The 21,442-nt window shown below is 37.5% G+C and carries 23 protein-coding genes and 1 other annotated feature (1 of these 24 only partly in view); all 23 genes read left to right on the forward strand.

Annotated elements, in window-relative coordinates; translation table 11 throughout:
• Positions 1–26 precede the first annotated feature (26 nt).
• Entirely contained in the window at positions 27–1,502 is a 1,476-nt protein-coding gene (locus P9E47_RS12225) for a UDP-N-acetylmuramoyl-L-alanyl-D-glutamate--2,6-diaminopimelate ligase (RefSeq protein WP_003332732.1), read from the forward strand.
• Positions 1,503–2,864 (forward strand): UDP-N-acetylmuramoyl-tripeptide--D-alanyl-D-alanine ligase, encoded by a 1,362-nt coding sequence (locus P9E47_RS12230; protein WP_326163555.1) that lies wholly within the window; start codon positions 1,503–1,505, stop codon positions 2,862–2,864.
• Positions 2,865–2,936: 72 nt separating this feature from the next.
• Entirely contained in the window at positions 2,937–3,911 is a 975-nt protein-coding gene (gene mraY, locus P9E47_RS12235; protein ID WP_003332734.1) for a phospho-N-acetylmuramoyl-pentapeptide-transferase, read from the forward strand.
• Positions 3,912–5,270: a UDP-N-acetylmuramoyl-L-alanine--D-glutamate ligase gene (gene murD / locus P9E47_RS12240; protein ID WP_326163557.1), complete on the forward strand. Its 1,359-nt coding sequence runs from the start codon at positions 3,912–3,914 to the stop codon at positions 5,268–5,270. It abuts the gene before it with no gap.
• A gap of 172 nt (positions 5,271–5,442) precedes the next feature.
• Positions 5,443–6,543 (forward strand): stage V sporulation protein E, encoded by a 1,101-nt coding sequence (gene spoVE, locus P9E47_RS12245; RefSeq protein WP_003332736.1) that lies wholly within the window; start codon positions 5,443–5,445, stop codon positions 6,541–6,543.
• A 278-nt stretch (positions 6,544–6,821) separates the two neighbouring features.
• Positions 6,822–7,913, forward strand: coding sequence for an undecaprenyldiphospho-muramoylpentapeptide beta-N-acetylglucosaminyltransferase (murG, locus tag P9E47_RS12250; RefSeq protein WP_003333428.1), 1,092 nt, complete (start codon positions 6,822–6,824; stop codon positions 7,911–7,913).
• Between the two features lie 61 nt (positions 7,914–7,974).
• Positions 7,975–8,883 (forward strand): UDP-N-acetylmuramate dehydrogenase, encoded by a 909-nt coding sequence (gene murB / locus P9E47_RS12255; protein WP_326151923.1) that lies wholly within the window; start codon positions 7,975–7,977, stop codon positions 8,881–8,883.
• Positions 8,884–9,012: 129 nt separating this feature from the next.
• The gene (locus P9E47_RS12260) at positions 9,013–9,792 is read left to right on the forward strand and encodes a cell division protein FtsQ/DivIB (protein WP_003333426.1); all 780 of its coding nucleotides are present in this window, start codon (positions 9,013–9,015) and stop codon (positions 9,790–9,792) included.
• Positions 9,776–10,477, forward strand: a complete 702-nt coding sequence (locus P9E47_RS12265) for a DUF881 domain-containing protein (protein ID WP_003333425.1) — start codon at positions 9,776–9,778, stop codon at positions 10,475–10,477. Before P9E47_RS12260 ends, P9E47_RS12265 begins: the two co-directional genes overlap by 17 nt.
• Positions 10,478–10,525: 48 nt before the next feature.
• Entirely contained in the window at positions 10,526–11,254 is a 729-nt protein-coding gene (locus P9E47_RS12270; protein WP_003333424.1) for a DUF881 domain-containing protein, read from the forward strand.
• Positions 11,255–11,605 carry a small basic family protein gene (locus tag P9E47_RS12275; protein ID WP_003333423.1) on the forward strand — a complete coding sequence of 117 codons (351 nt, stop codon included), beginning with the start codon at positions 11,255–11,257 and terminating at the stop codon, positions 11,603–11,605.
• Positions 11,606–11,750: 145 nt separating this feature from the next.
• The gene (ftsA, locus tag P9E47_RS12280) at positions 11,751–13,028 is read left to right on the forward strand and encodes a cell division protein FtsA (protein WP_003333422.1); all 1,278 of its coding nucleotides are present in this window, start codon (positions 11,751–11,753) and stop codon (positions 13,026–13,028) included.
• 42 nt (positions 13,029–13,070) lie between these two features.
• Positions 13,071–14,222 (forward strand): cell division protein FtsZ, encoded by a 1,152-nt coding sequence (gene ftsZ / locus P9E47_RS12285; protein ID WP_003333420.1) that lies wholly within the window; start codon positions 13,071–13,073, stop codon positions 14,220–14,222.
• Positions 14,223–14,473: 251 nt separating this feature from the next.
• Positions 14,474–15,388, forward strand: a complete 915-nt coding sequence (gene spoIIGA, locus P9E47_RS12290) for a sigma-E processing peptidase SpoIIGA (RefSeq protein WP_326163558.1) — start codon at positions 14,474–14,476, stop codon at positions 15,386–15,388.
• Between the two features lie 22 nt (positions 15,389–15,410).
• On the forward strand, positions 15,411–16,130 hold the full coding sequence (sigE, locus tag P9E47_RS12295; RefSeq protein WP_035195641.1) for an RNA polymerase sporulation sigma factor SigE: 720 nt from the start codon (positions 15,411–15,413) through the stop codon (positions 16,128–16,130).
• Positions 16,131–16,227: 97 nt separating this feature from the next.
• Entirely contained in the window at positions 16,228–17,004 is a 777-nt protein-coding gene (gene sigG, locus P9E47_RS12300) for an RNA polymerase sporulation sigma factor SigG (RefSeq protein ID WP_003333417.1), read from the forward strand.
• A 97-nt stretch (positions 17,005–17,101) separates the two neighbouring features.
• Positions 17,102–17,398 carry a YlmC/YmxH family sporulation protein gene (locus P9E47_RS12305; protein ID WP_003329724.1) on the forward strand — a complete coding sequence of 99 codons (297 nt, stop codon included), beginning with the start codon at positions 17,102–17,104 and terminating at the stop codon, positions 17,396–17,398.
• A gap of 199 nt (positions 17,399–17,597) precedes the next feature.
• Positions 17,598–18,446 (forward strand): peptidoglycan editing factor PgeF, encoded by an 849-nt coding sequence (gene pgeF, locus P9E47_RS12310; RefSeq protein WP_326163560.1) that lies wholly within the window; start codon positions 17,598–17,600, stop codon positions 18,444–18,446.
• Positions 18,436–19,113 (forward strand): YggS family pyridoxal phosphate-dependent enzyme, encoded by a 678-nt coding sequence (locus P9E47_RS12315; protein WP_326163561.1) that lies wholly within the window; start codon positions 18,436–18,438, stop codon positions 19,111–19,113. The genes pgeF and P9E47_RS12315 overlap by 11 nt, the downstream gene beginning before the upstream one ends.
• Positions 19,114–19,128: 15 nt before the next feature.
• Positions 19,129–19,566, forward strand: a complete 438-nt coding sequence (locus P9E47_RS12320; protein WP_326163562.1) for a cell division protein SepF — start codon at positions 19,129–19,131, stop codon at positions 19,564–19,566.
• A gap of 4 nt (positions 19,567–19,570) precedes the next feature.
• Positions 19,571–19,837: a YggT family protein gene (locus tag P9E47_RS12325; protein WP_326163563.1), complete on the forward strand. Its 267-nt coding sequence runs from the start codon at positions 19,571–19,573 to the stop codon at positions 19,835–19,837.
• 75 nt (positions 19,838–19,912) lie between these two features.
• The gene (locus P9E47_RS12330) at positions 19,913–20,686 is read left to right on the forward strand and encodes a YlmH family RNA-binding protein (protein WP_326163565.1); all 774 of its coding nucleotides are present in this window, start codon (positions 19,913–19,915) and stop codon (positions 20,684–20,686) included.
• A 93-nt stretch (positions 20,687–20,779) separates the two neighbouring features.
• Positions 20,780–21,277, forward strand: coding sequence for a DivIVA domain-containing protein (locus P9E47_RS12335; RefSeq protein ID WP_326163567.1), 498 nt, complete (start codon positions 20,780–20,782; stop codon positions 21,275–21,277).
• A 50-nt stretch (positions 21,278–21,327) separates the two neighbouring features.
• Positions 21,328–21,442, forward strand: a binding site (T-box leader) (it continues 138 nt past the right edge of the window).

The raw sequence follows: 21,442 nt of genomic DNA on the forward strand, positions 1-21,442 counted from the left end.
TTTTTTATACAGAAAGGAAATCCAGAATGGAGCTAAAATCTTTACTTTCATGTTTATCGCATTATAAACAACTACAAAGTGGAAATCCTCCAATTTCATCCATTGAAATGGATTCAAGACAAGTTCGGGCAGGCAGCTTATTTGTTTGCATTAATGGATTTACAGTTGATGGCCATGATTTTGTTGAACAGGCTATTAGTAATGGGGCAAGTGCAATTCTAGCCGAGCGTGAATTAAATAATAGGGATATAAAGATTCCTTATATTGTTGTTGGTGATACAAAAAGGGCATTGGCGCAGTTGGCCGATTACTTCTATAATCAACCCACTAAAAAACTACGATTAATTGGTGTGACGGGGACTAATGGAAAGACGACAACAACCCATATTATTGACGAAATTTTTAAAGCAAATGGTGAACAGACTGGTCTAATTGGAACGATGTATATTAAAATTGGCAATCAAACAATCGATGTCAAAAATACAACACCTGAATCGTTAGTATTACAAAAAACATTTAAGGATATGGTTGAACACAAGGTTACAACAGCAACAATGGAGGTTTCTTCTCATGCTCTTGATATGGGGCGTGTTCGGGGCTGTGATTATGATATTGCTGTACTCACCAATTTAACTCAAGATCATTTAGATTATCATAAAACAATGGAGAACTATGCCCGTGCGAAGGGAATTTTATTTGCCCAGCTTGGTAGCTCTATTAACTATGAGAAGCCTAAGTTTGCGATTTTAAACAATGATGACTCAGTTTCAGAGTTGTATAAGAAGCTAACGGCCGGAGCCCAAATCTTAACCTATGGAATTGATTCTGAAAGTGATGTGAGGGCAACTAATATTAATATGAGTGGGCAAGGCACGTCGTTTTCTTTAACAACACCTGTAGGAGAAGCCGAGATTTCGATGAAGCTTGTCGGGAAATTTAGTGTTTATAATGTATTAGCGGCTGTAAGTACTGCAATAGCTGCAAAAGTTCCATTCCGAGTAATTATTGATACGGTTGAAAACCTGCAAGGTGTAGCCGGTCGTTTTGAACTAGTGAATGAAAATCAAGACTACACCGTGATTGTTGACTATTCCCATACACCGGACAGTTTAGAAAATGCTTTAACAACTGTCAAACAGTTTGCAAAAGGTAAAGTGTATGTAATCGTTGGCTGTGGTGGAGACCGTGATAAAACAAAACGTCCGATCATGGCACAAATTGCTGTGAAAAATAGCGATGTGGCAATTTTTACCTCTGACAATCCTAGAACAGAAGATCCAGTCCAAATACTAAAGGATATGGAAGCTGGTGTTCAAGGTGAACAATATCAAGTTTTCGTTGATCGGAAAGAAGCTATTTATTATGCGGTTGGCATCGCTGAGAAAGATGATATTATTTTAATAGCTGGTAAAGGGCATGAAACCTACCAGATTGTCGGAAAACAGATACTTGATTTTGATGACCGTAAAATTGCACGAGAGGCGATAAAAGGGGAGAGGTAAATGAAACTCTCGTTAAGTGAGATTTCGAAAAATTTTCCATCGAATGTTGGAACTAAAGATGCCAATATTTTTATTCATGAAATTACAACTGATAGCCGGAAAAAGGTTAATAAAGGATTATTTGTTCCGATTGTTGGCGATCAATTTGATGGTCATGATTTCATTCGAGATGCCATCAATAATGGGGCGATTGCTGGGCTTTGGCAGGAACATAAAGAAGTTCCAAACTTTATTCCTAATGATTTTCCATTATTTTTTGTAAAAGATACAATCGAAGGGCTACAGAAGCTGGCTAAATTTTATTTGCAGAAAATTAAACCGGTTGTTATTGGAATTACCGGATCTAATGGGAAAACAACAACAAAGGATTTAGTTTATTCCGTCTTGCAAAAGAAATATAAAACACATAAGACTCAAGGGAACTTTAATAATCATATTGGTTTGCCGTTAACGATACTTTCTAGCCCAGAAAATACAGAAGTCATTATTTTAGAAATGGGTATGAGTAATTTTGGGGAAATTTCACTCTTGAGTGAGCTTTCTAATCCTGATTATGCGATTATTACAAATATTGGAGAATCACATATTGAGTTTTTGGGAAGCCGTGCTGGTATTGCTAAGGCAAAGCTTGAAATTACGGGTGGTATGAAGCCGAACGGTAAGATCATCGTAGATGGAGATGAACCATTACTTTCTTCCATAGAAAAAGGTCTTTCAGTCATTCGATGTGGATTTAATACTGGTAATGATCTTTTAATAAGCAATGTGAAATTCGAGGATGATCATCATTGTTTTCTTGTTAACGAGAATCAGTTTGAACTTTCCCTACTTGGCAGGCATAATGTAAAGAATGCAAGCTATGCGATTGCTCTAGCCATAGAATTAGCAGTACCGATGGAAGACATTAAGGAAGGGCTTGAAAAAATTGAGGTAACTGGGATGCGGCTTGAGCGTATGATTGGGAAAAATGGTGCTTTGATCATTAATGATGCTTATAATTCCAGTCCTACATCAATGAAGGCCGCTATTGATACAGTGAAGGATTATCATCAATATGATCGAAAAGTCTTGGTATTAGGAGATATGTACGAACTCGGTCCAAATGAAGAAGAACTGCATCGCAGTGTTGCTGATGTTATTAATAAGCCGATTACAGATGTGATTGCGATTGGTGAAAAAGGGAAATGGATTGCAGATGAAATACGTAATCGTGAAATTCCTGTACATGTTTATAGTTTCCTGAGAAAAGAGGAAGCATTGCCTTTTATAACAGAAATATTGTCTCCGGAAGCTGTCCTTTTATTTAAAGCATCTAGAGGTGCTAAGCTTGAATCCTTAATTAACGAGTTAAAACAACAATAGGTGTCAGACCCTTCGGAAGGAGTCTGACACCCTATAAAGAATTTTTTCTAACAGAAGAAAGGGGGCTTTGGGATGCTTGAACGAAGTATGTTGATGACGATTATAATGGCTTTTCTAATTGCTGCTCTATTATCGCCAATTATGATACCATTTTTACGTCGCTTGAAATTCGGGCAAAGTATTCGTAAAGAAGGGCCGAAATCTCATCAGAAAAAATCTGGAACACCGACAATGGGCGGTGTGATGATTTTAGTTTCAATTATGGTTACAACTTTAGTGATGACAGGTAAGTTTTCAACTCCTACAATGGAAACTTATTTACTCCTGTTTGTAACGTTGGGATATGGGGTTATCGGTTTTCTCGATGATTTTATTAAAGTTGTGATGAAAAGAAATCTTGGATTAACCTCCAAACAAAAGCTGTTGGGGCAGCTAGTGGTTGCTATTATTTTCTTTTATTTTTTAAACAAAATGGGATTTTCTACATATATTAAGATTCCTGGAACAGAATTTTCGATTGATATTGGATGGACTTATATCATTCTGCTTATTTTTATGCTTGTAGGTGCATCTAATGCGGTAAATTTAACAGACGGTCTTGATGGATTATTAGCTGGAACAGCTGCTATTTCCTTCGGAGCATTTGCTATTTTGGCTTGGAATGCATCCCAATATGAAGTCGCTATTTTTTCAGTTGCGGTCGTAGGATCCGTACTAGGTTTCTTAGTGTTTAATGCCCATCCGGCCAAGGTATTTATGGGAGATACCGGGTCCTTGGCACTCGGGGGAGCGATCGCTGCGGTTGCAATCCTCTTAAAATTGGAAGTACTGCTTGTCATGATTGGCGGTGTTTTTGTAATTGAAACATTATCGGTTATTATACAAGTAATATCATTTAAAACAACAGGAAAACGGGTATTCAAAATGAGCCCTTTACATCATCATTACGAGCTAGTTGGTTGGTCAGAATGGCGTGTTGTTACAACTTTTTGGTTTATCGGGCTTTTGTTTGCATGTATCGGAATTTATTTAGAGGTGTGGATTTAATTGAAAACAACAATAGAGTATAAAGATAAAAGCATATTAGTATTAGGTTTAGCAAAAAGCGGTTTTGCAGCAGCAAGGATTTTAACACAATTAGGTGCGAAAGTTACAGTAAATGACCAAAAGCCGATAGACGACAGTCCTGAAATTCAAGAACTTCACAACTTAAATATTGAAGTAATTGGAGGTGGTCATCCGCCCGATATACTGGAACGCCCTTTTGATTTAGTTGTAAAGAATCCTGGAATTCCATATAGTAATCCAGTTCTACAAAAAGCACAGGAAAAATCTATTCCGATTATTACTGAAGTGGAAATCGCTTATCATATTTCCGAAGCGGAAATTATCGGAATAACCGGTTCTAATGGAAAGACGACGACGACAACATTAATCTATGAAATATTAAAGGAAGGTCAAAAATATCCGCTTATTTCAGGGAATATCGGAACCGTTGCCTGTGAAGTAGCCGCAAAAACAACTAAGGCCGAAGTGCTTGTGATGGAGCTTTCATCTTTTCAGTTGATGGGCACGAGATACTTCAAACCTAGAATTTCAGTTTTATTAAACATCTTTAACGCTCATTTAGACTATCACGGTACAAAAGAAGAATACGGAAAAGCAAAAGCGAATATTTTTAAAAACCAAACCAAACAAGATTATGCGGTTGTGAATGCCGATGATCCGTTTGTGATGGAGTTGGCGAATGATGCCAATGCAACGATTGTCCCGTTTTCTTTGACAAGGAAAAGCGAAAATGGTGCCTATATTAAAAACGGACAAATCATTTTTAAAAATGAGCCAATTATCGATATTGTCGACATCGTATTACCCGGCCGACATAATTTAGAAAATATTTTAGCGACTATTGCTGCAGTCAAGCTTTACGGAGTTTCAAATGAGGCGATTAGAAGGGTTTTGCAAACTTTTACTGGTGTTAAGCATCGTTTACAATATATAGAAACGATAAATGGGCGGAAAATTTTTAATGATTCAAAAGCGACAAATATATTAGCAACCCAAACGGCTATTGCAGCTTTCTCTGAACCAATCCTATTACTTGCAGGCGGTTTGGACCGTGGGAATAGCTTTGATGAATTAATTCCAAGTTTAAAGAAAGTAAAGGGCGTCATTGCTTTTGGACAAACAGCTGATAAAATTTTGGATGCGGCAAGAGAAGCGGGGATTAATCTCTTAAAACGTGTCGATAATGTGGAAAAGGCAGTAATAGCAGCCTATGATATGTCTAGTGAAGGTGACGTCATATTATTATCACCTGCATGTGCCAGCTGGGATCAGTTCAAAACATTTGAACAGCGGGGAGACATGTTTGTAGAATCTGTGCATAAACTTAAAGTAGACTAGTCCATTACCTTCATTCAGATGAATAAAGGTAAAGCCTCCGGCGGATGCCTCAGATTTTCAGAGGTAGTTTTTCGAGCATGACAGCTCGAAAATATCCGCTGGGCGCAAATACGCCAAGGCGCATTTGATTAGAATTTACTGCATAGAAAAAAGCGATTGAGGTGTCGGAAAGTTGCAGAATAAAAAATCCCCGCCTGATTTTATTCTTATTCTTGCTACTTTGTCCCTTTTAGCTGTAGGGATGATTATGGTTTATAGTGCAAGTGCTGTTTGGGCCAATTTCAAGTTTGATGATTCCTTCTTTTTTGCAAAAAGACAGCTATTATTTGCAGGAGTCGGGGTTATTGCAATGTTTGCCATTATGAATGTTGATTATTGGACATGGCGAACGTGGTCTAAAGTTATCTTACTCATATGTTTCTTGTTACTAATTGTTGTCTTGATTCCCGGGGTTGGGCTTGTTCGTGGAGGAGCACGCAGCTGGCTGGGAATAGGAGCTTTTTCGATCCAACCTTCAGAGTTTATGAAGATAGCGATGATCGCATTTTTAGCGAAATTCTTATCGGAAAATCAAAAGCTTATCACATCTTTTCGTAAAGGCTTAGTTCCTTCTTTATCATTAGTTTTTTTAGCATTTGGTCTAATTATGTTGCAGCCTGATTTAGGTACAGGCGTTGTGATGGTTGGAACCTGTGTTGTCATGATTTATGTAGCTGGAGCAAAGATTAGTCATTTTATGGGCTTAGGGTTACTAGGAGTTCTCGGTTTTGTAGCCTTGATTGCTTCAGCACCATATCGAATTAAACGGATTACCGCTTTCCTTGACCCATGGCAGGATCCTTTAGGAAGCGGGTTTCAAATTATCCAATCCTTGTACGCGATCGGTCCCGGCGGACTGCTTGGAATTGGACTCGGTCAGAGCAGGCAAAAGCATTATTATTTACCTGAACCACAAACCGACTTTATTTTTTCGATATTGGCGGAGGAACTGGGGTTTATCGGAGGTACCTTTGTAATCTTGCTTTTTAGTTTACTATTATGGCGTGGTGTTAGAATTGCGCTTGGGGCCCCGGATTTATTTGGAAGTTTTTTGGGAATAGGCATTATTGCGATGATTGCTATTCAAGTGAGCATTAATATTGGGGTTGTAACTGGGCTAATGCCGGTAACAGGTATCACACTTCCATTTTTAAGCTATGGTGGGTCATCATTAACGTTAATGTTAATGGCGGTTGGCGTGCTCTTAAACATTAGCCGGTACGCCAGGTACTAACTTTATTCATCGTATTTGTGACTTTATAATGATTGACATTCTATTCATTTTTAGATGTAATATAAGAAGCTAAAACCCTGTGAAAACAGGGTTATCTTTTTTTAAAACATTGTCTAGCTCCAGCGCCTATCGCCTCGCAAACTTCAGGTCTTCTCCCTACGATAAGTCAACTAAGAATTGCTAACGCAATTCAAGTTTCCTTTATCGCTGTCGTTGTGCCCTCCAGTTTGTACGGCGATGAGCAAGGCGCTTGTGCTTTTCTAATAAGGGGGATGACCATGAGAATTTTAGTGAGTGGCGGAGGTACAGGTGGTCATATATATCCGGCAATTGCATTTATTAAAGAGATTAAAAAACATCAACCGGACGCTGAATTTTTATATATCGGAACGGAAAAAGGTTTAGAGAAATCAATTGTAGAACGGGAAAATATTCCGTTTAAATCAATTGAAATTACCGGGTTTAAAAGGAAATTGTCGTTCGAAAATATTAAAACGATCATGCGATTTCTAAAAGGAACATCTTTAAGTAAAAAGTATATCAAGGAATTTAAGCCTGATATAGTGCTAGGAACTGGCGGCTATGTATGCGGACCAGTAGTCTATGCCGCAGCAAAGCTTAACATACCTACGATCATTCATGAACAAAACAGTGTTCCAGGTTTAACAAATAAATTTTTGAGCAAATATGTTGATAAAGTAGCTCTTTGTTTCGAAGAGGCTGGTCAATATTTTCCTAAAGAAAAAACGATATTAACCGGAAATCCAAGGGCATCCGAGGTTATCGGTAATGATGGGAATATAGGAAAAAGATCAGTTGGTCTTGATCCAACGAAAAAAGTCGTCTTAATTGTAGGTGGCAGTAGGGGGGCGAAGCCAATAAACGACGCCTTTATTGAAGTATTGCCAAAAGTTCGCGAAAAAAGTTATCAAGTATTATATGTGACCGGCGACGTTCATTACGAAAATGTATTAAAGGAAGTTAACAAAGTAGGAAACCCGGACAATGTTATCATTAAGCCTTTTCTACATAACATGCCCGAGGTTCTAGCTGGGGTTGATTTAATTGTGGCAAGGGCTGGTGCAACAACTTTAGCAGAAATTACTGCACTTGGAATCCCAAGCATTTTGATCCCAAGCCCCTATGTTACGAATAATCATCAAGAAAAAAATGCACGTGCACTTGGTGATAACGGGGCAGCTATTGTAAGATTGGAAAAAGAAATGAATGGCATCACTCTATTACGGGATATAGATCATGTCCTTTTAAACGAAGAAACGTTGATGCAAATGAAACAATCCTCTGCCCGATTGGGGATCCCAACGGCTGCTAATAAACTGTATGCCGTAATGGAACAATTAATCAAATGACTTGCTTCGTACGTGTCAAGCCTACGTATCATAAACTAATACAACTGAAAGGAGGGGCAATATGGAAAAACTGAAAAAGAAGCTGGAAGAAGCTAATGTTGGCAAGGTTTTATTAAATGAACCATTAAAAAATCACACAACAATGAAAATTGGAGGCCCTGCCGATCTCTTTGTAGAACCTAAGAATGTAGAAAGCGTAATTAATGCTATAAAAATCATTCATGAAGAGGGAATTCCCATTACACCAATTGGGCGTGGATCTAATTTACTTGTACTTGATGAAGGGATACGTGGAGTCGTCTTAAAACTAGGAGAAGGATTGAATCACCTAGAGGTAACTGGAACCGAGGTTCGTGTGGGCGGTGGTTACTCACTTGTTTCATTAGCTACCACAATCAGTAAAAAGGGACTATCTGGCTTTGAATTTGCAGGAGGTATTCCCGGATCCGTTGGCGGCGCAGTTTATATGAATGCCGGTGCACACGGGTCCGATATTTCCAAAATCCTCGCTAAGGCGCTTATTGTTTTTCAAGATGGGAGCTGTGAATGGCTTTCAAATGAGGAAATGAACTATTCTTATCGTACCTCGGTGTTACAAAAGATAAGACCGGGAATCGTAGTAGAAGCCGTTTTTCAACTAAAGGAAGGGGATAAGGCTACAATCGTTCATGAAATGCAAAAAAATAAAGATTATCGTCGTGAAACTCAGCCTTATAATTATCCTTGTGCCGGAAGTATTTTTCGCAATCCGTTACCGAATTATGCTGGTCAGCTAGTAGAAAAAGCAGGTTTAAAAGGTTATCAAATTGGCGGCGCAAAAGTATCTGAATTGCATGGTAACTTTATCGTTAACACGGGAAGTGCTACAGCTAGTGATGTATTAGCTTTAATCAAACACATCCAGAACGTGATTATGGAAAAGTTTGGTGTAGAAATGAAAACTGAGGTTGAAATAATTGGCAAAAACTAAGCAGAAATAATAACAAAAACATGTTAACTTTTGTTATAATAGAACCAAATCAAATGCGCCTTCGCAAATACGCTGAGGCGCATTTGATTGTATTGTCTATGGTATTAGAGCAGTATGGGGGATTTTTGGATGAAAAATAATAAAGTTATTGATATCGAAGACCGTATACCGAAATTAAAAGAGCAGCGAAAACAAAAAGCAAACAAAAGGTTTATAACATATATATCTTTATTCTTTGTACTAGTTATCTTCATACTTTATTTTCAATCCCCTTTAAGTAAAATTCAGACTATCCATGTATTAGGAAATATCCATGTATCAGATGAGGCGATCATTAACGCTAGTGGTATTGAAAAAGGGACAAGCTTTTGGAAAATTGACCCTTCTGCAATTGCTAAAAAGATTAATGAGCATGATGAAATATCGAAGGTTGAGGTCACACGGAAATTGCCTAATCAAATACAGATAGTTGTGAGGGAAAATACTAGAGTAGCTTACTTAATTGATGGTACATCCTATTATCCAATTTTAGAAACAGGGAAAATCCTTGAAAAGGATAAGTTGGAAAATATTCCTGCGGATGCACCGTTATTAATAAATTGGGCACAGAGTGAGGAGCTTCAGGAAATGGCAGCACAGCTTCGTCATGTGCCGGACAGCATACTCAATCGGGTTTCCGAAATCCATCTTACTCCGGAGGATAGCGACCCGCTTCACATTACATTGTTTATGAATGATGGACAAGAGGTCAGTGCTACAATTCGTGGCTTTTCAGAAAAAATTAAAAATTATCCGATGATCAAAGAACAATTGACTGATGAGCAATTTGGAGTCATCCACCTTGAAGTCGGTTCTTATTTTAAGGCATATAAAAATGAGGGGGATGAAAATATTGAAGGTGAACGGTAAACATGTCGTTCTTTCTTTTGTGGCTATCGTTTTAGGTTTTTTAATTTCGTTCTCCTATCAATTTACGAACAGTCACACCGGCACAGTGGCTGAAGGGAAGCAATGGCAAAGAGAATTTGAGTATCGCGAAAAATTAATAAGATTAGAAGAAACAACAAAAAGGCTGCAACAGGAATTAACGGAAAAACAACAAAGTGTGCGTGAAATTGAGGCCAACTTTGCGCAGCAGGAAAAGTCTTTTAAAACGTTGGTTGAAGACATTGAAAAGCTGCGTATGTTTGCTGGAGAAGTTCAAGTAAAGGGGCCCGGAGTAACTGTAACCTTAACGGATGCCTCTTATGTTAAGTTAGAGGACAACGCCAATAATTATATTGTTCATGAAGGACATGTTCATAAAGTAATCAACGAGCTCCGGACCGCAGGCGCAAAAGCAATTGCCATAAATGGGCAAAGGCTCGTCCAAAATAGTTATATAGCCTGTATTGGGCCTGTAATAAGCGTTGATGGCAATGAATATAACGCTCCTTTTGTTATTTCTGCCATTGGTGACCCGGAAGTGTTATATAGCTCCTTAGTTATTCTACATGGGGTTCGGGATCAGCTTGTCATGGATAATATTGAAGTGAAAATAGAAAAAAAAGGTGAACTAATTTTTGATCCATATTTTGAAGCGAAAGAAAGTTAATTTTAAAGGATTGTCAGGTTGCTGTGTAATGAAGGGTGATAGAAAAGAATGAGGAGCAAGAGTAAAGTAACACTAGCTTTAATAACAACTATATTAGGTTTTATGATGGCCATTCAATTTCAAACAATTAAAGAACCAGTTGTCCGGGATACAAGAGATATATGGGAAATTCGTGAAGATATTGAGCATGAGCAGCGGCTGATTACGGAGCTGTATAAAGAGATCAGAACAAAGGAAGACACATTAAGGAAATATGAAGAAGCCCCCTATAACAGTAAATATGAGGGAATAACGGAACAACTGGAAGAATTGAAGAAGAAAATTGGACTAACTGAGCAAAAAGGCTCTGGAATTTTAATCAAAATTAGTCCATCATTTAACCAATCCATGATCGGAGAACCATATCAAACTGTGCCGCCTGATCTGCTCATTCGACTAATCAATGAACTATACCGATATAAAGCATTGGCTGTTTCGGTTGACGATGAAAGAATTATTGTTACATCCCCAATCCGTGATGTAAATGGTAAAACTTATATAAATAACACTCCACTTGGCCCTTTGCCAATTGAAATTAAGGTCATTGCCGAGAATGCAGAAAAACTGCATAATCAAATGCAGGTTTCGCAAATTGTCGATGAATTTTTTGCATTAGAAAATTTGGAATTAACATCAACATTACAACAAGAGGTTACATTACCTGCTTATGATGAGGTTTTAAGAAATAAGTATATGCAACCTGTTGAACCTGTTAATTTAGAAAAGGGGAACAGTTAAATGTGGTTACCGGTATTAGGTTTGTTGCTTGGTATTTTTTTAGGTTTACTAACTGATATACGCATACCTGATGAATACTCAAACTATCTCTCGATTGCAGTATTAGCGGCACTAGACACTTTGTTTGGTGGAATACGGGCACATTTGCAAAATACTTATGATGATAAAGTGTTTGTTAGTGGTTTTTTCTCCAATATTTTACTTGCTGCAAGTTTGTCTTTTCTAGGTGTTCATCTTGGTGTAGACTTATACTTAGCCGCTGTCTTCGCTTTTGGGGTTCGCTTATTCCAAAACATTGCGGTGATCAGAAGACTACTTTTGTCGAAATGGTCAACATCACGAGAAAAATAGAAAAAATTCCTATATTATTAAAGGGAAATAGTCGTTCGTGTTGAATAATTTTAATGTTGAGCAATTTTTTAACAGATCAATCAAACAAAACTTAAAAAACAACAATACTAAATGAATAGGAGTAACTTAAAGGAGGTGCCAAAGTATGAACAACAGTGAAATTATTGTAAGTCTAGACATCGGTACATCCAATGTTAAGGTAATCATTGCAGAAGTTTCTAGTGATTCTTTAAACATTATAGGTGTGGGTAATGTAAAATCTGTAGGCATAAAAAAAGGATCTATTGTTGATATAGATGAAACCGTACAATCCATTAAGAAGGCTGTCGAACAAGCAGAACGTATGGTGGGAATGGATATTAATCATGTAGTAGTAGGAGTTGCCGGTAATCATGTACAGCTGATACCATGTCATGGGGTTGTGGCAGTCTCAAGTGAGAACAGGGAAATTGGCAACGAGGATATTGCCCGTGTAATTGATGCTGCTCAAGTCATTTCAATACCACCTGAAAGGGAAATCATCGGTGTGGTCCCACACCAGTTTATCGTTGATGGGTTAGATGGCATTAATGACCCACGTGGCATGATCGGTGTACGATTAGAAGTCGAGGGAACAATTGTTACAGGATCAAGAACGGTATTACATAACTTATTAAGGTGTGTGGAAAAAGCAGGTCTTAAAATTACTGATATTTGTTTGCAGCCTTTGGCAACAGGTGCAATCGCGCTTTCAAGAGATGAAAAAAATATCGGAGTGGCTCTTGTTGATATTGGTGGTGGACAAACTACTGTTTCTATATTTGAACATGGACATTTGCAGGTGACAACCGTACTTCCTATTGGTGGGGATCATATGACAAATGATATTTCCATCGGTCTTAGAACTTCAACAGAAGAAGCTGAGAGAATCAAAATAAAGCACGGATATGCTTTTTACGATCACGCATCAGAAGATGAAGTTTTCTCATTGCCTGTTATCGGCAGCGATAAGCAGGAACAATATAGCCAACTTGACCTTTCTGATATAATCGAAGCTAGATTAGAAGAAATCCTTCTCATGGTACAAGATACCATAAAAAAATTAGGGTATAGGGATTTACCAGGAGGCTATGTATTTACAGGCGGAGTTGCAAATTTACCAGGTCTGTTGGAGCTGGCACAGCTTGTTCTACAACATAATCTGCGAATTGCTAAACCTGATTATATCGGCGTTCGGGATCCTATATATACAACTAGTGTTGGATTGATCCAATTCGCATATCGAAATGCAAGACTTCAAGGTGCTGAAGTTGCCGCTGCAGTTTCAAATCAAGAATCTGATCGACCACAAAAAAGAACACAACATGTTGTAAAGAAACCGAAAAAGAATAATACTGATGTGGTAAAGAAAGCGAAAGAATTATTTAAATCCTTTTTTGAATGAGGATCTTTGAATGGCAATTTGGATATTTAGGAGGATTTTATGATGTTGCAATTTGATACACATATGGATAGTCTAGCCTCTATAAAAGTAATCGGTGTCGGCGGCGGCGGCAGCAACGCTGTTAACCGTATGATTGAACATGGGGTGCAAGGAGTAGAATTTATTGCGGTTAATACGGATGCACAAGCTTTAAATCTTTCCAAAGCAGAAATTAAACTACAAATTGGCACGAAGCTAACTAGAGGTCTTGGCGCTGGGGCTAATCCTGAAGTTGGAAAAAAAGCAGCTGAAGAAAGCCGCGAGCAAATTGAGGAAGCACTTAAGGGTGCAGATATGGTGTTTGTTACTGCCGGTATGGGTGGTGGTACAGGTACAGGTGCAGCACCAGTTATAGCTCAAATTTCCAAGGAATTAGGAGCATTAACAGTAGGGGTTGTAACCCGCCCGTTTACTTTTGAAGGACGTAAGCGTTCGACCCAAGCTGCAAGTGGAATTGCATCATTTAAGGAAAATGTTGATACTTTAATTGTAATCCCTAATGATAGATTGTTAGAAATTGTGGATAAAAACACACCAATGCTGGAAGCCTTCCGTGAAGCCGATAATGTACTTCGTCAAGGTGTACAAGGTATTTCTGATTTAATTGCTGTACCAGGCCTAATTAACCTTGACTTTGCAGATGTTAAAACAATTATGTCAAATCAAGGGTCTGCACTTATGGGTATCGGTATTGCTACTGGAGAAAACCGTGCTGCTGAGGCAGCTAAAAAAGCGATTTCAAGCCCACTTCTGGAAACATCTATCGATGGTGCACAAGGTGTTCTAATGAACATAACCGGTGGTATGAATCTAAGCTTGTATGAAGTTCAAGAAGCTGCTGATATTGTTGCGACTGCATCCGATGAAGAAGTCAATATGATTTTCGGTTCTGTCATTAATGAGAACTTAAAGGATGAAATTGTTGTAACTGTTATTGCTACAGGCTTTAAAGAAACTGTAGGTAATAAACCTATTCAAGCAAGCCGCCCAAGTATGATTGGAAATCGTCCAAGTGTCGTTCCAAATCGTAATATGGCAAGAAAAGAGGAGCCTGTTCAACCAGAGCAGCCACATCTAAATAATGCTGGTCAATTTAGTGCAGAGGATACTTTAGATATTCCTACATTTTTACGAAACCGCAACCGTCATCGCTAACATTAAAATTGACCAAAGAAAAGCATGTACCTAAAAGGTATGTGCTTTTTTTATATGCATTCCGCAGTCTAGCTCCAGCACCCAGCGACTCGTAAACTTCGCTGAACGGGCGCTTCCACCTCCTATCTCGACAATAATCTAAAAAACATGTCAAAAACTCTATGTTAGAGACGTCAAAGTATGACAGACTTCCAAAGAGGATGTGCTATATACTAGTTTCATAGTACTTACAATTTGAAAGGGGAAAATTATTGACCATTTATCTGGACGTTATATGGTTATTAAACTTTTTCTTTGATTCATTCTTATTATTTTTAACTGCTATAATTTTAAAACGAAAGGTAAAGAAGTGGCGCATATTTTTAGGAGCATTAATAGGGTCATCGATCATTCTTTTTTATTTTACGCCGTATGTGGCAATTACATCACATCCTGTTATGAAACTGCTCTATTCTATACTTATTGTATATTCGGTATTTGGATTCCTGAAATTTCGTTACTTTATTAAAAATCTCCTAACTTTTTATTTTATTACATTTATGGTCGGAGGAGGAATGCTCGGGTTACACTATTTTTTTCAAACAGATATCGCATTCATAAATGGCGCACTCATGACACAATCAAGTGGATTTGGTGACCCGGTGAGCTGGTTAACGGTATTAATTGGTTTTCCGCTGGTTTGGTATTTTTCAAAGTACAACATAGAAGAAATTGAGATGACTAAGATTAACTTTGAACAACTGGTCAGGGTTCAAGTTAAAATTGGTGAGGATTCCATGGGTTTAAAGGGACTTATTGATAGTGGTAATCAACTATATGATCCAATCACACAAACTCCTGTTATGATTCTAGAAATACAAAGGTGCGCATCATGTTTTCCGGCAGCGCTCATTCAGCAATCCCAAAATCCCGAAATGCTCGATTTTAGTACAATCGATCCAAGTTGGGCCAATCGTATTCGGATTGTTCCATACCGGGCTGTGGGCCAGGAACATCAATTTTTACTTGCAATTAGACCAGATCAAGTAGTGATTATGATCAATGAAAAAGAAATTACAGTGAAAAAAGTATTAATTGGGTTAAGCCATACGATTCTGTCTTCTAACGGGGATTACGAATGCATCATCCATCCGAAGATGCTTACAAAGACAAATATTTCTGCATAACAACATACTGGGGGGAAGGAAATTGAGAACAATTAAGATCAAACTTACACTTATGTGGTACAAACTATTAATGAAATTTGGATTAAAAGCAGATGAAATATATTATATTGGCGGTAAAGAGGCATTGCCACCACCCTTATCAAAAGAAGAGGAAGAGCATTTATTGGAAAAATTACCGACGGGGGATAAGGCTGCCAAGTCCATATTGATTGAAAGAAACCTGCGATTAGTCGTTTATATAGCGAGAAAATTCGAAAATACTGGTATCAATATTGAGGATTTAATCAGTATTGGCACGATTGGCTTAATTAAAGCTGTAAATACATTTAATCCTGAGAAAAAAATAAAGCTTGCTACATATGCGTCAAGATGTATTGAGAATGAGATTCTTATGTATTTACGGAGAAATAATAAAATTCGTTCAGAAGTATCCTTCGATGAGCCACTCAATATTGATTGGGATGGAAATGAATTATTGCTATCTGACGTGTTAGGGACAGAGGAAGACATTATTACAAAGGATTTGGATGCAAGCATTGACCGAAATTTACTATTAAAATCATTGGAGCAATTAAATGATCGAGAAAAACAAATTATGGAGTTAAGGTTTGGCTTAATGGGCGGGGAGGAAAAAACACAGAAGGATGTAGCTGATATGCTTGGTATATCCCAGTCCTACATTTCGCGCCTTGAAAAACGAATTATTAAACGTTTACGGAAAGAATTCAATAAAATGGTCTGAAAATTTGGTCTACATTTCACTTTAAACGAAGTGCATAAATTTCCCTCTTCCGGAGATACTTTACTTGTACAGCAACCTCTAAATTAGGAGGGAAAGAATGACGCGAAATAAAGTAGAAATTTGTGGTGTAGACACATCAAAGCTTCCAGTATTGAAGAATGAAGAAATGCGCAAATTGTTCCGTGAAATGCAAAGTGGGGACATTAGTGCAAGAGAGAAACTTGTTAATGGCAACTTACGTCTCGTACTTAGTGTAATTCAGCGGTTCAACAACAGAGGGGAATATGTAGATGATCTATTCCAGGTTGGCTGTATTGGCTTGATGAAATCTATTGATAACTTCGATTTAAGTCAAAACGTGAAATTTTCAACATATGCTGTACCAATGATAATTGGAGAAATACGCCGTTATTTGCGTGATAATAATCCTATTCGTGTTTCAAGGTCTTTAAGGGATATCGCTTATAAGGCATTACAAGTAAGAGAAAGATTAATGGGTATGACATCAAGAGAGCCGACAGCCGAAGATATTGCGAAGGAATTAGACGTTCCCCATGAAGAAATTGTCTTTGCATTAGATGCCATTCAAGATCCGGTTTCACTATTTGAACCAATCTATAACGATGGCGGGGATCCAATCTATGTAATGGATCAATTAAGTGATGAAAAGAGCAAAGATCTTCAGTGGATCGAAGAAATTGCGCTTAAAGAAGGGATGAGACGCCTGAATGAAAGGGAAAAACTTATTTTAACAAAAAGGTTTTTCCAAGGAAAAACACAAATGGAAGTTGCCGAAGAGATTGGAATTTCTCAAGCGCAAGTGTCGCGCTTAGAGAAAGCAGCAATTAAACAAATGAATAAAAATATACAATGATTGGACTTGCATGAATGCAAGTCTTTTTTTTGGTTCACTTCAATCATAGTCCAAGCCTTTCATTTCATATATTTGTAGGGAAAGAGGTGGAATGAATATGCTTACGATAACTGATTTCCAAATTAAAGATGTTGTTAATGTTGCTGATGGAAAAAAATTAGGGAACATTACGGATTTAGATATAAATTTAGTAACAGGTAAAATCGATGCGATCATTATTCAAACTGGTTCAAAAATGATGGGGTTTTTCGGAAAAAATGATGAGGTTGTAGTCCCATGGAGTAATATCGTAAAAATTGGTACCGATGTTATTCTTGTTCGCTATTTTCGGACCAATTATCATGACGATGATGAAATTGAAGCTGAAGTAAAAGCACCAAAAACTTTCTATTAACATTATTCAGCAGACTGAATAATGTTAAAGCCTCCGGCGGATGCCATGGATTTTCAGAGGTAGTTTTTCGAGCAAACTCGAAAAAATCCAGGCGCAAATATGCCAAGGCATATTTGATTCAATATATTTCTCTTAATTTATATTGATGTTGTGGTAAAATATGAATGAAATAAAATTATTTATGAGAAAGGGGCTCTTCGTGATAAAGGAACCATTTAAACTTCAGGAATCGGTAATGTTTATTGAACGATGGAACTCTCTAAATCGAAAAATTGTAGCAGGCTTTTCTACACGTAATGGTGGATTTAGCAAAAAGCCTTTTGATTCCATGAATCTCGGTTTACATGTCAATGATACGCGGGAAGATGTTATTCGGAACAGAGAGAAGCTTTCCGAAATGATTGGGGCCCCTTTACATACATGGATTTGCGCAGAACAAATTCATGGTGATAAAATTGCTAAAGTTTCTAAAGAAGATAAGGGGAAAGGTTCAACACAAATGGAAACAGCGATAAAGGGTGTTGATGGGTTATATACTAGAGATCAAAACACCTTTCTATTTTCTGCCTATGCTGATTGTGTTCCATTGTATTTTTTTGCTATATCCGCTGAAGATATAATAGGAGTAGCCCATGCCGGTTGGCGTGGAACGGCAGCCAATATAGGTGGTAAAATGATAGAGAAGTGGATTAGTGATGAAAATATCGCTGTAGAGGATATAGTTGTCGGTATCGGTCCTTCCATTGGGAAATGCTGTTATGTTGTCGATGATTATGTAATGGAACAAATGGCTAAAAACCTAGAGGGAGCGTTAACAAATAAAATATATGAAAAAGTGTCAGATGGACAATACCGTCTTGATTTAAAAGCAGCTAATTATGAAATGATTAGAAAATCAGGCGTCCTATCTGAACATATTGAAATATCCAACTACTGTACTAGCTGTTCTTCGGATTTGTTTTTTTCACACCGGAAGAGTCAAGGTAAAACAGGAAGAATGCTAAGCTTTATTGGTATGAAGGACGGAGGTTCAGGTTTTGTCAGTTAAAGAGAATTTACAACTAATTCAAGAAAATATCGCTGAAGTTTGCAGAAAAACAAACCGTGACCCAAGTGAAATCAAAATTATTGCCGTAACAAAATATGTATCAACCGAAACTGCACAAAGTGCAATTGCTGCAGGAATCGAGCATATCGGTGAAAACCGTGATAACGGCTTAAATCAAAAGTGGGAGATCATTGGTGAACATGCCGTATGGCATTTTATTGGGACACTGCAAACGAGAAAGGTGAAAAATATTATCGATAAAGTCGATTATATTCATTCATTAGACCGCTTAAGCTTGGCTGAAGAAATTAATAAACGAGCTGAAAATATCATTAAATGCTTTGTTCAAGTTAATGCCGCTAATGAGGAATCTAAACAAGGATTATCAGTAGATGAGGTTGTTCCATTTATTGAAAACCTGAAGGATTTCCCCCTTATTAAGGTTGTAGGTCTTATGACAATGGCCCCTTTTATAGAGGATGAAGGAGTTCTTCGGGAAACGTTCTCTAAAGTTAAGAAGCTGCAAAAAGATGTACAAGCTTTAAACCTTCCCTACGCACCGTGTGAAGAGTTATCAATGGGAATGTCCAACGATTATAAAATAGCGATTGAAGAAGGAGCGACGATGATAAGAATCGGCACCTCTTTAGTCGGAAAGGAATTTTAGGGGGTGTAATGAGTAATGAGCATAAAGTCGAAATTTCGAACCTTTTTCGCCCTTGATGATGAAGAAGAATATATCGAAGAGCAACCTCTAATGGAAGAGGAGTATGAAGTCCCAAAACGTGTAACAAGGTCATCAAAGCAAAATGTTGTCAGTCTACAAAGCATTCAGCAATCATCAAAGGTTATTTTATGCGAGCCCCGCATCTATGATGAAGTTCAAGAGATTGCTGACCATTTAAAGAGTCGAAAGACTGTAGTTATTAATTTGCAAAGAGTAACAACCGACCAAGGAATGCGAATAGTCGACTTTTTGAGCGGTACCGTTTATGCTATAGGTGGAGATATTAATAAACTTGGTGCAAATACATTTATTTGCACACCGGAAAATGTTGATATAGCTGGTTCTATTTCTGATATGGCAGAGGAAATAGAGCCAATAGAGAACAGGTGGTGATGAAGTGGGAGTAATCGGAAGTATAATTTCACAACTAATTGGAATTTATAGCTGGGCAATCATTATTTATATTTTTATGTCATGGTTTCCTGGTGCTAGAGAATCATCAATAGGACAATTTCTAGGAAGAATTGTAGAACCATTTTTAGAACCGTTTCGACGAATTATTCCTCCTTTAGGGATGATTGATATTTCGCCAATTGCAGCCATTTTTGTGTTAAAATTTGCACAAGCGGGTGCAGTAAACTTATTTCACTTTTTGGGGCTATAATTCATAAGCAGGGGTCTATAAAAGGATCCCTGTTTTTTACATTTATCTACCAAATTAGGATTAAAGGTGATTTCAATGTCTATTTATCAACATTTTCGTAAAGAAGAACGTGCTTTTATTGATCAAATTATCGAATGGCGGGAACAGGTTACCGATGAATATACATACAAACTCCTTGATTTTCATGACCCTCGGGAGATCGACATTGTTCAAAGTATAATAGGTTCAAAAGAAGACGTAAAATGTGCTTTTTGGGGTGGATATGACCAGGCGGAACGGAAAAGAGCAATCCTTTACCCGGAATACTATGAAGTTCAGAATGATGATTTTGATATTGTTGCTTTTTCAATAAAATTCCCTTCTAAATTTGTATCACTAGACCATCGAAAAGTTCTCGGTTCAACAATGGGGTTGGGGTTAAAAAGGTCAAAATTTGGTGATATCATAATTGATAACGACATGGCGCAAATCCTCGTAGCAGGTCAAGTCGCAGAATATGTCAGACTTCATTTCAATCAAGTTGGCAAAACAAATGTGACACTTGAACAAATTGGATGTGAGAAGATCATACCCGTGAATGATGAATGGCATGAGCATACGTGTACGGTATCCTCAATGCGGCTTGATGTTATTTTGGCTGAAGTGTTTAATCTTTCGAGATCAAAAGTATGGCCATACATTCAAAATCAAATGGTAAAGGTAAATTGGAGGGTTACTGATGACCCCTCATTTCTTTGTCACCAAGGTGATACATTATCAATGCGGACGTTTGGACGATGCAAGATAAAAAGGATTGAAGGGCAAACGAAGAAAGAAAAATGGCGTATTGTTGTGGCAAAGGCAAAATAATTATTGAAAATGTTGCAGGAATTAGAGTGAATGTGTCGAAAAATATATAAATCATAACTTTGGGTTTTTTACTAAATGTTGGAGGTGTCACCTATGCCATTAACACCATTAGATATTCATAATAAGGAATTTAGCCGTGGTTTTCGTGGGTATGATGAGGATGAAGTTAATGAATTTTTAGACCAAGTTATTAAAGATTACGAGATCATCATTCGTGAGAAAAAAGACCTTGAAGAAAAAGTGAAAGATTTAACAGAGAGATTAACCTATTTTTCTAATATTGAAGAAACTTTAAATAAATCGATAATAGTAGCGCAGGAAGCTGCTGAAGAAGTTAGAAGAAACGCGCAAACAGAATCAAAATTGATCATTAAGGAAGCTGAGAAAAACGCTGACAGGATTATAAATGAGGCATTAAGTAAATCTCGCAGAATTGCGATTGAAATTGATGAATTGAAAAAGCAATCGAAAGTATTCCGCAATCGTTTCCGCATGCTAATCAAAGCCCAATTAGAAATGATTGAAAGCGATGATTGGGAGCATTTAATGCAATATAACGAGGAAGAGCCGGAAGAATTAACGGAATCTTAAAGAAAACTTGACGGAAGCAAAATGTTTGAATATAATTTGTATATTCTATTTTTTAAACGATGACAGGGACAGTAGTCTTTACAGATCACCGCCAGCGAATCGAGGATAGTGCAAGCTCGATGGAAGAAGTAAAGAAGAAGATCACCCTTGAGTTCTTAAGCTGAA

Source organism: Schinkia azotoformans (assembly GCF_035811335.1).
GTDB lineage: Bacteria > Bacillota > Bacilli > Bacillales > Bacillaceae_J > Schinkia > Schinkia azotoformans.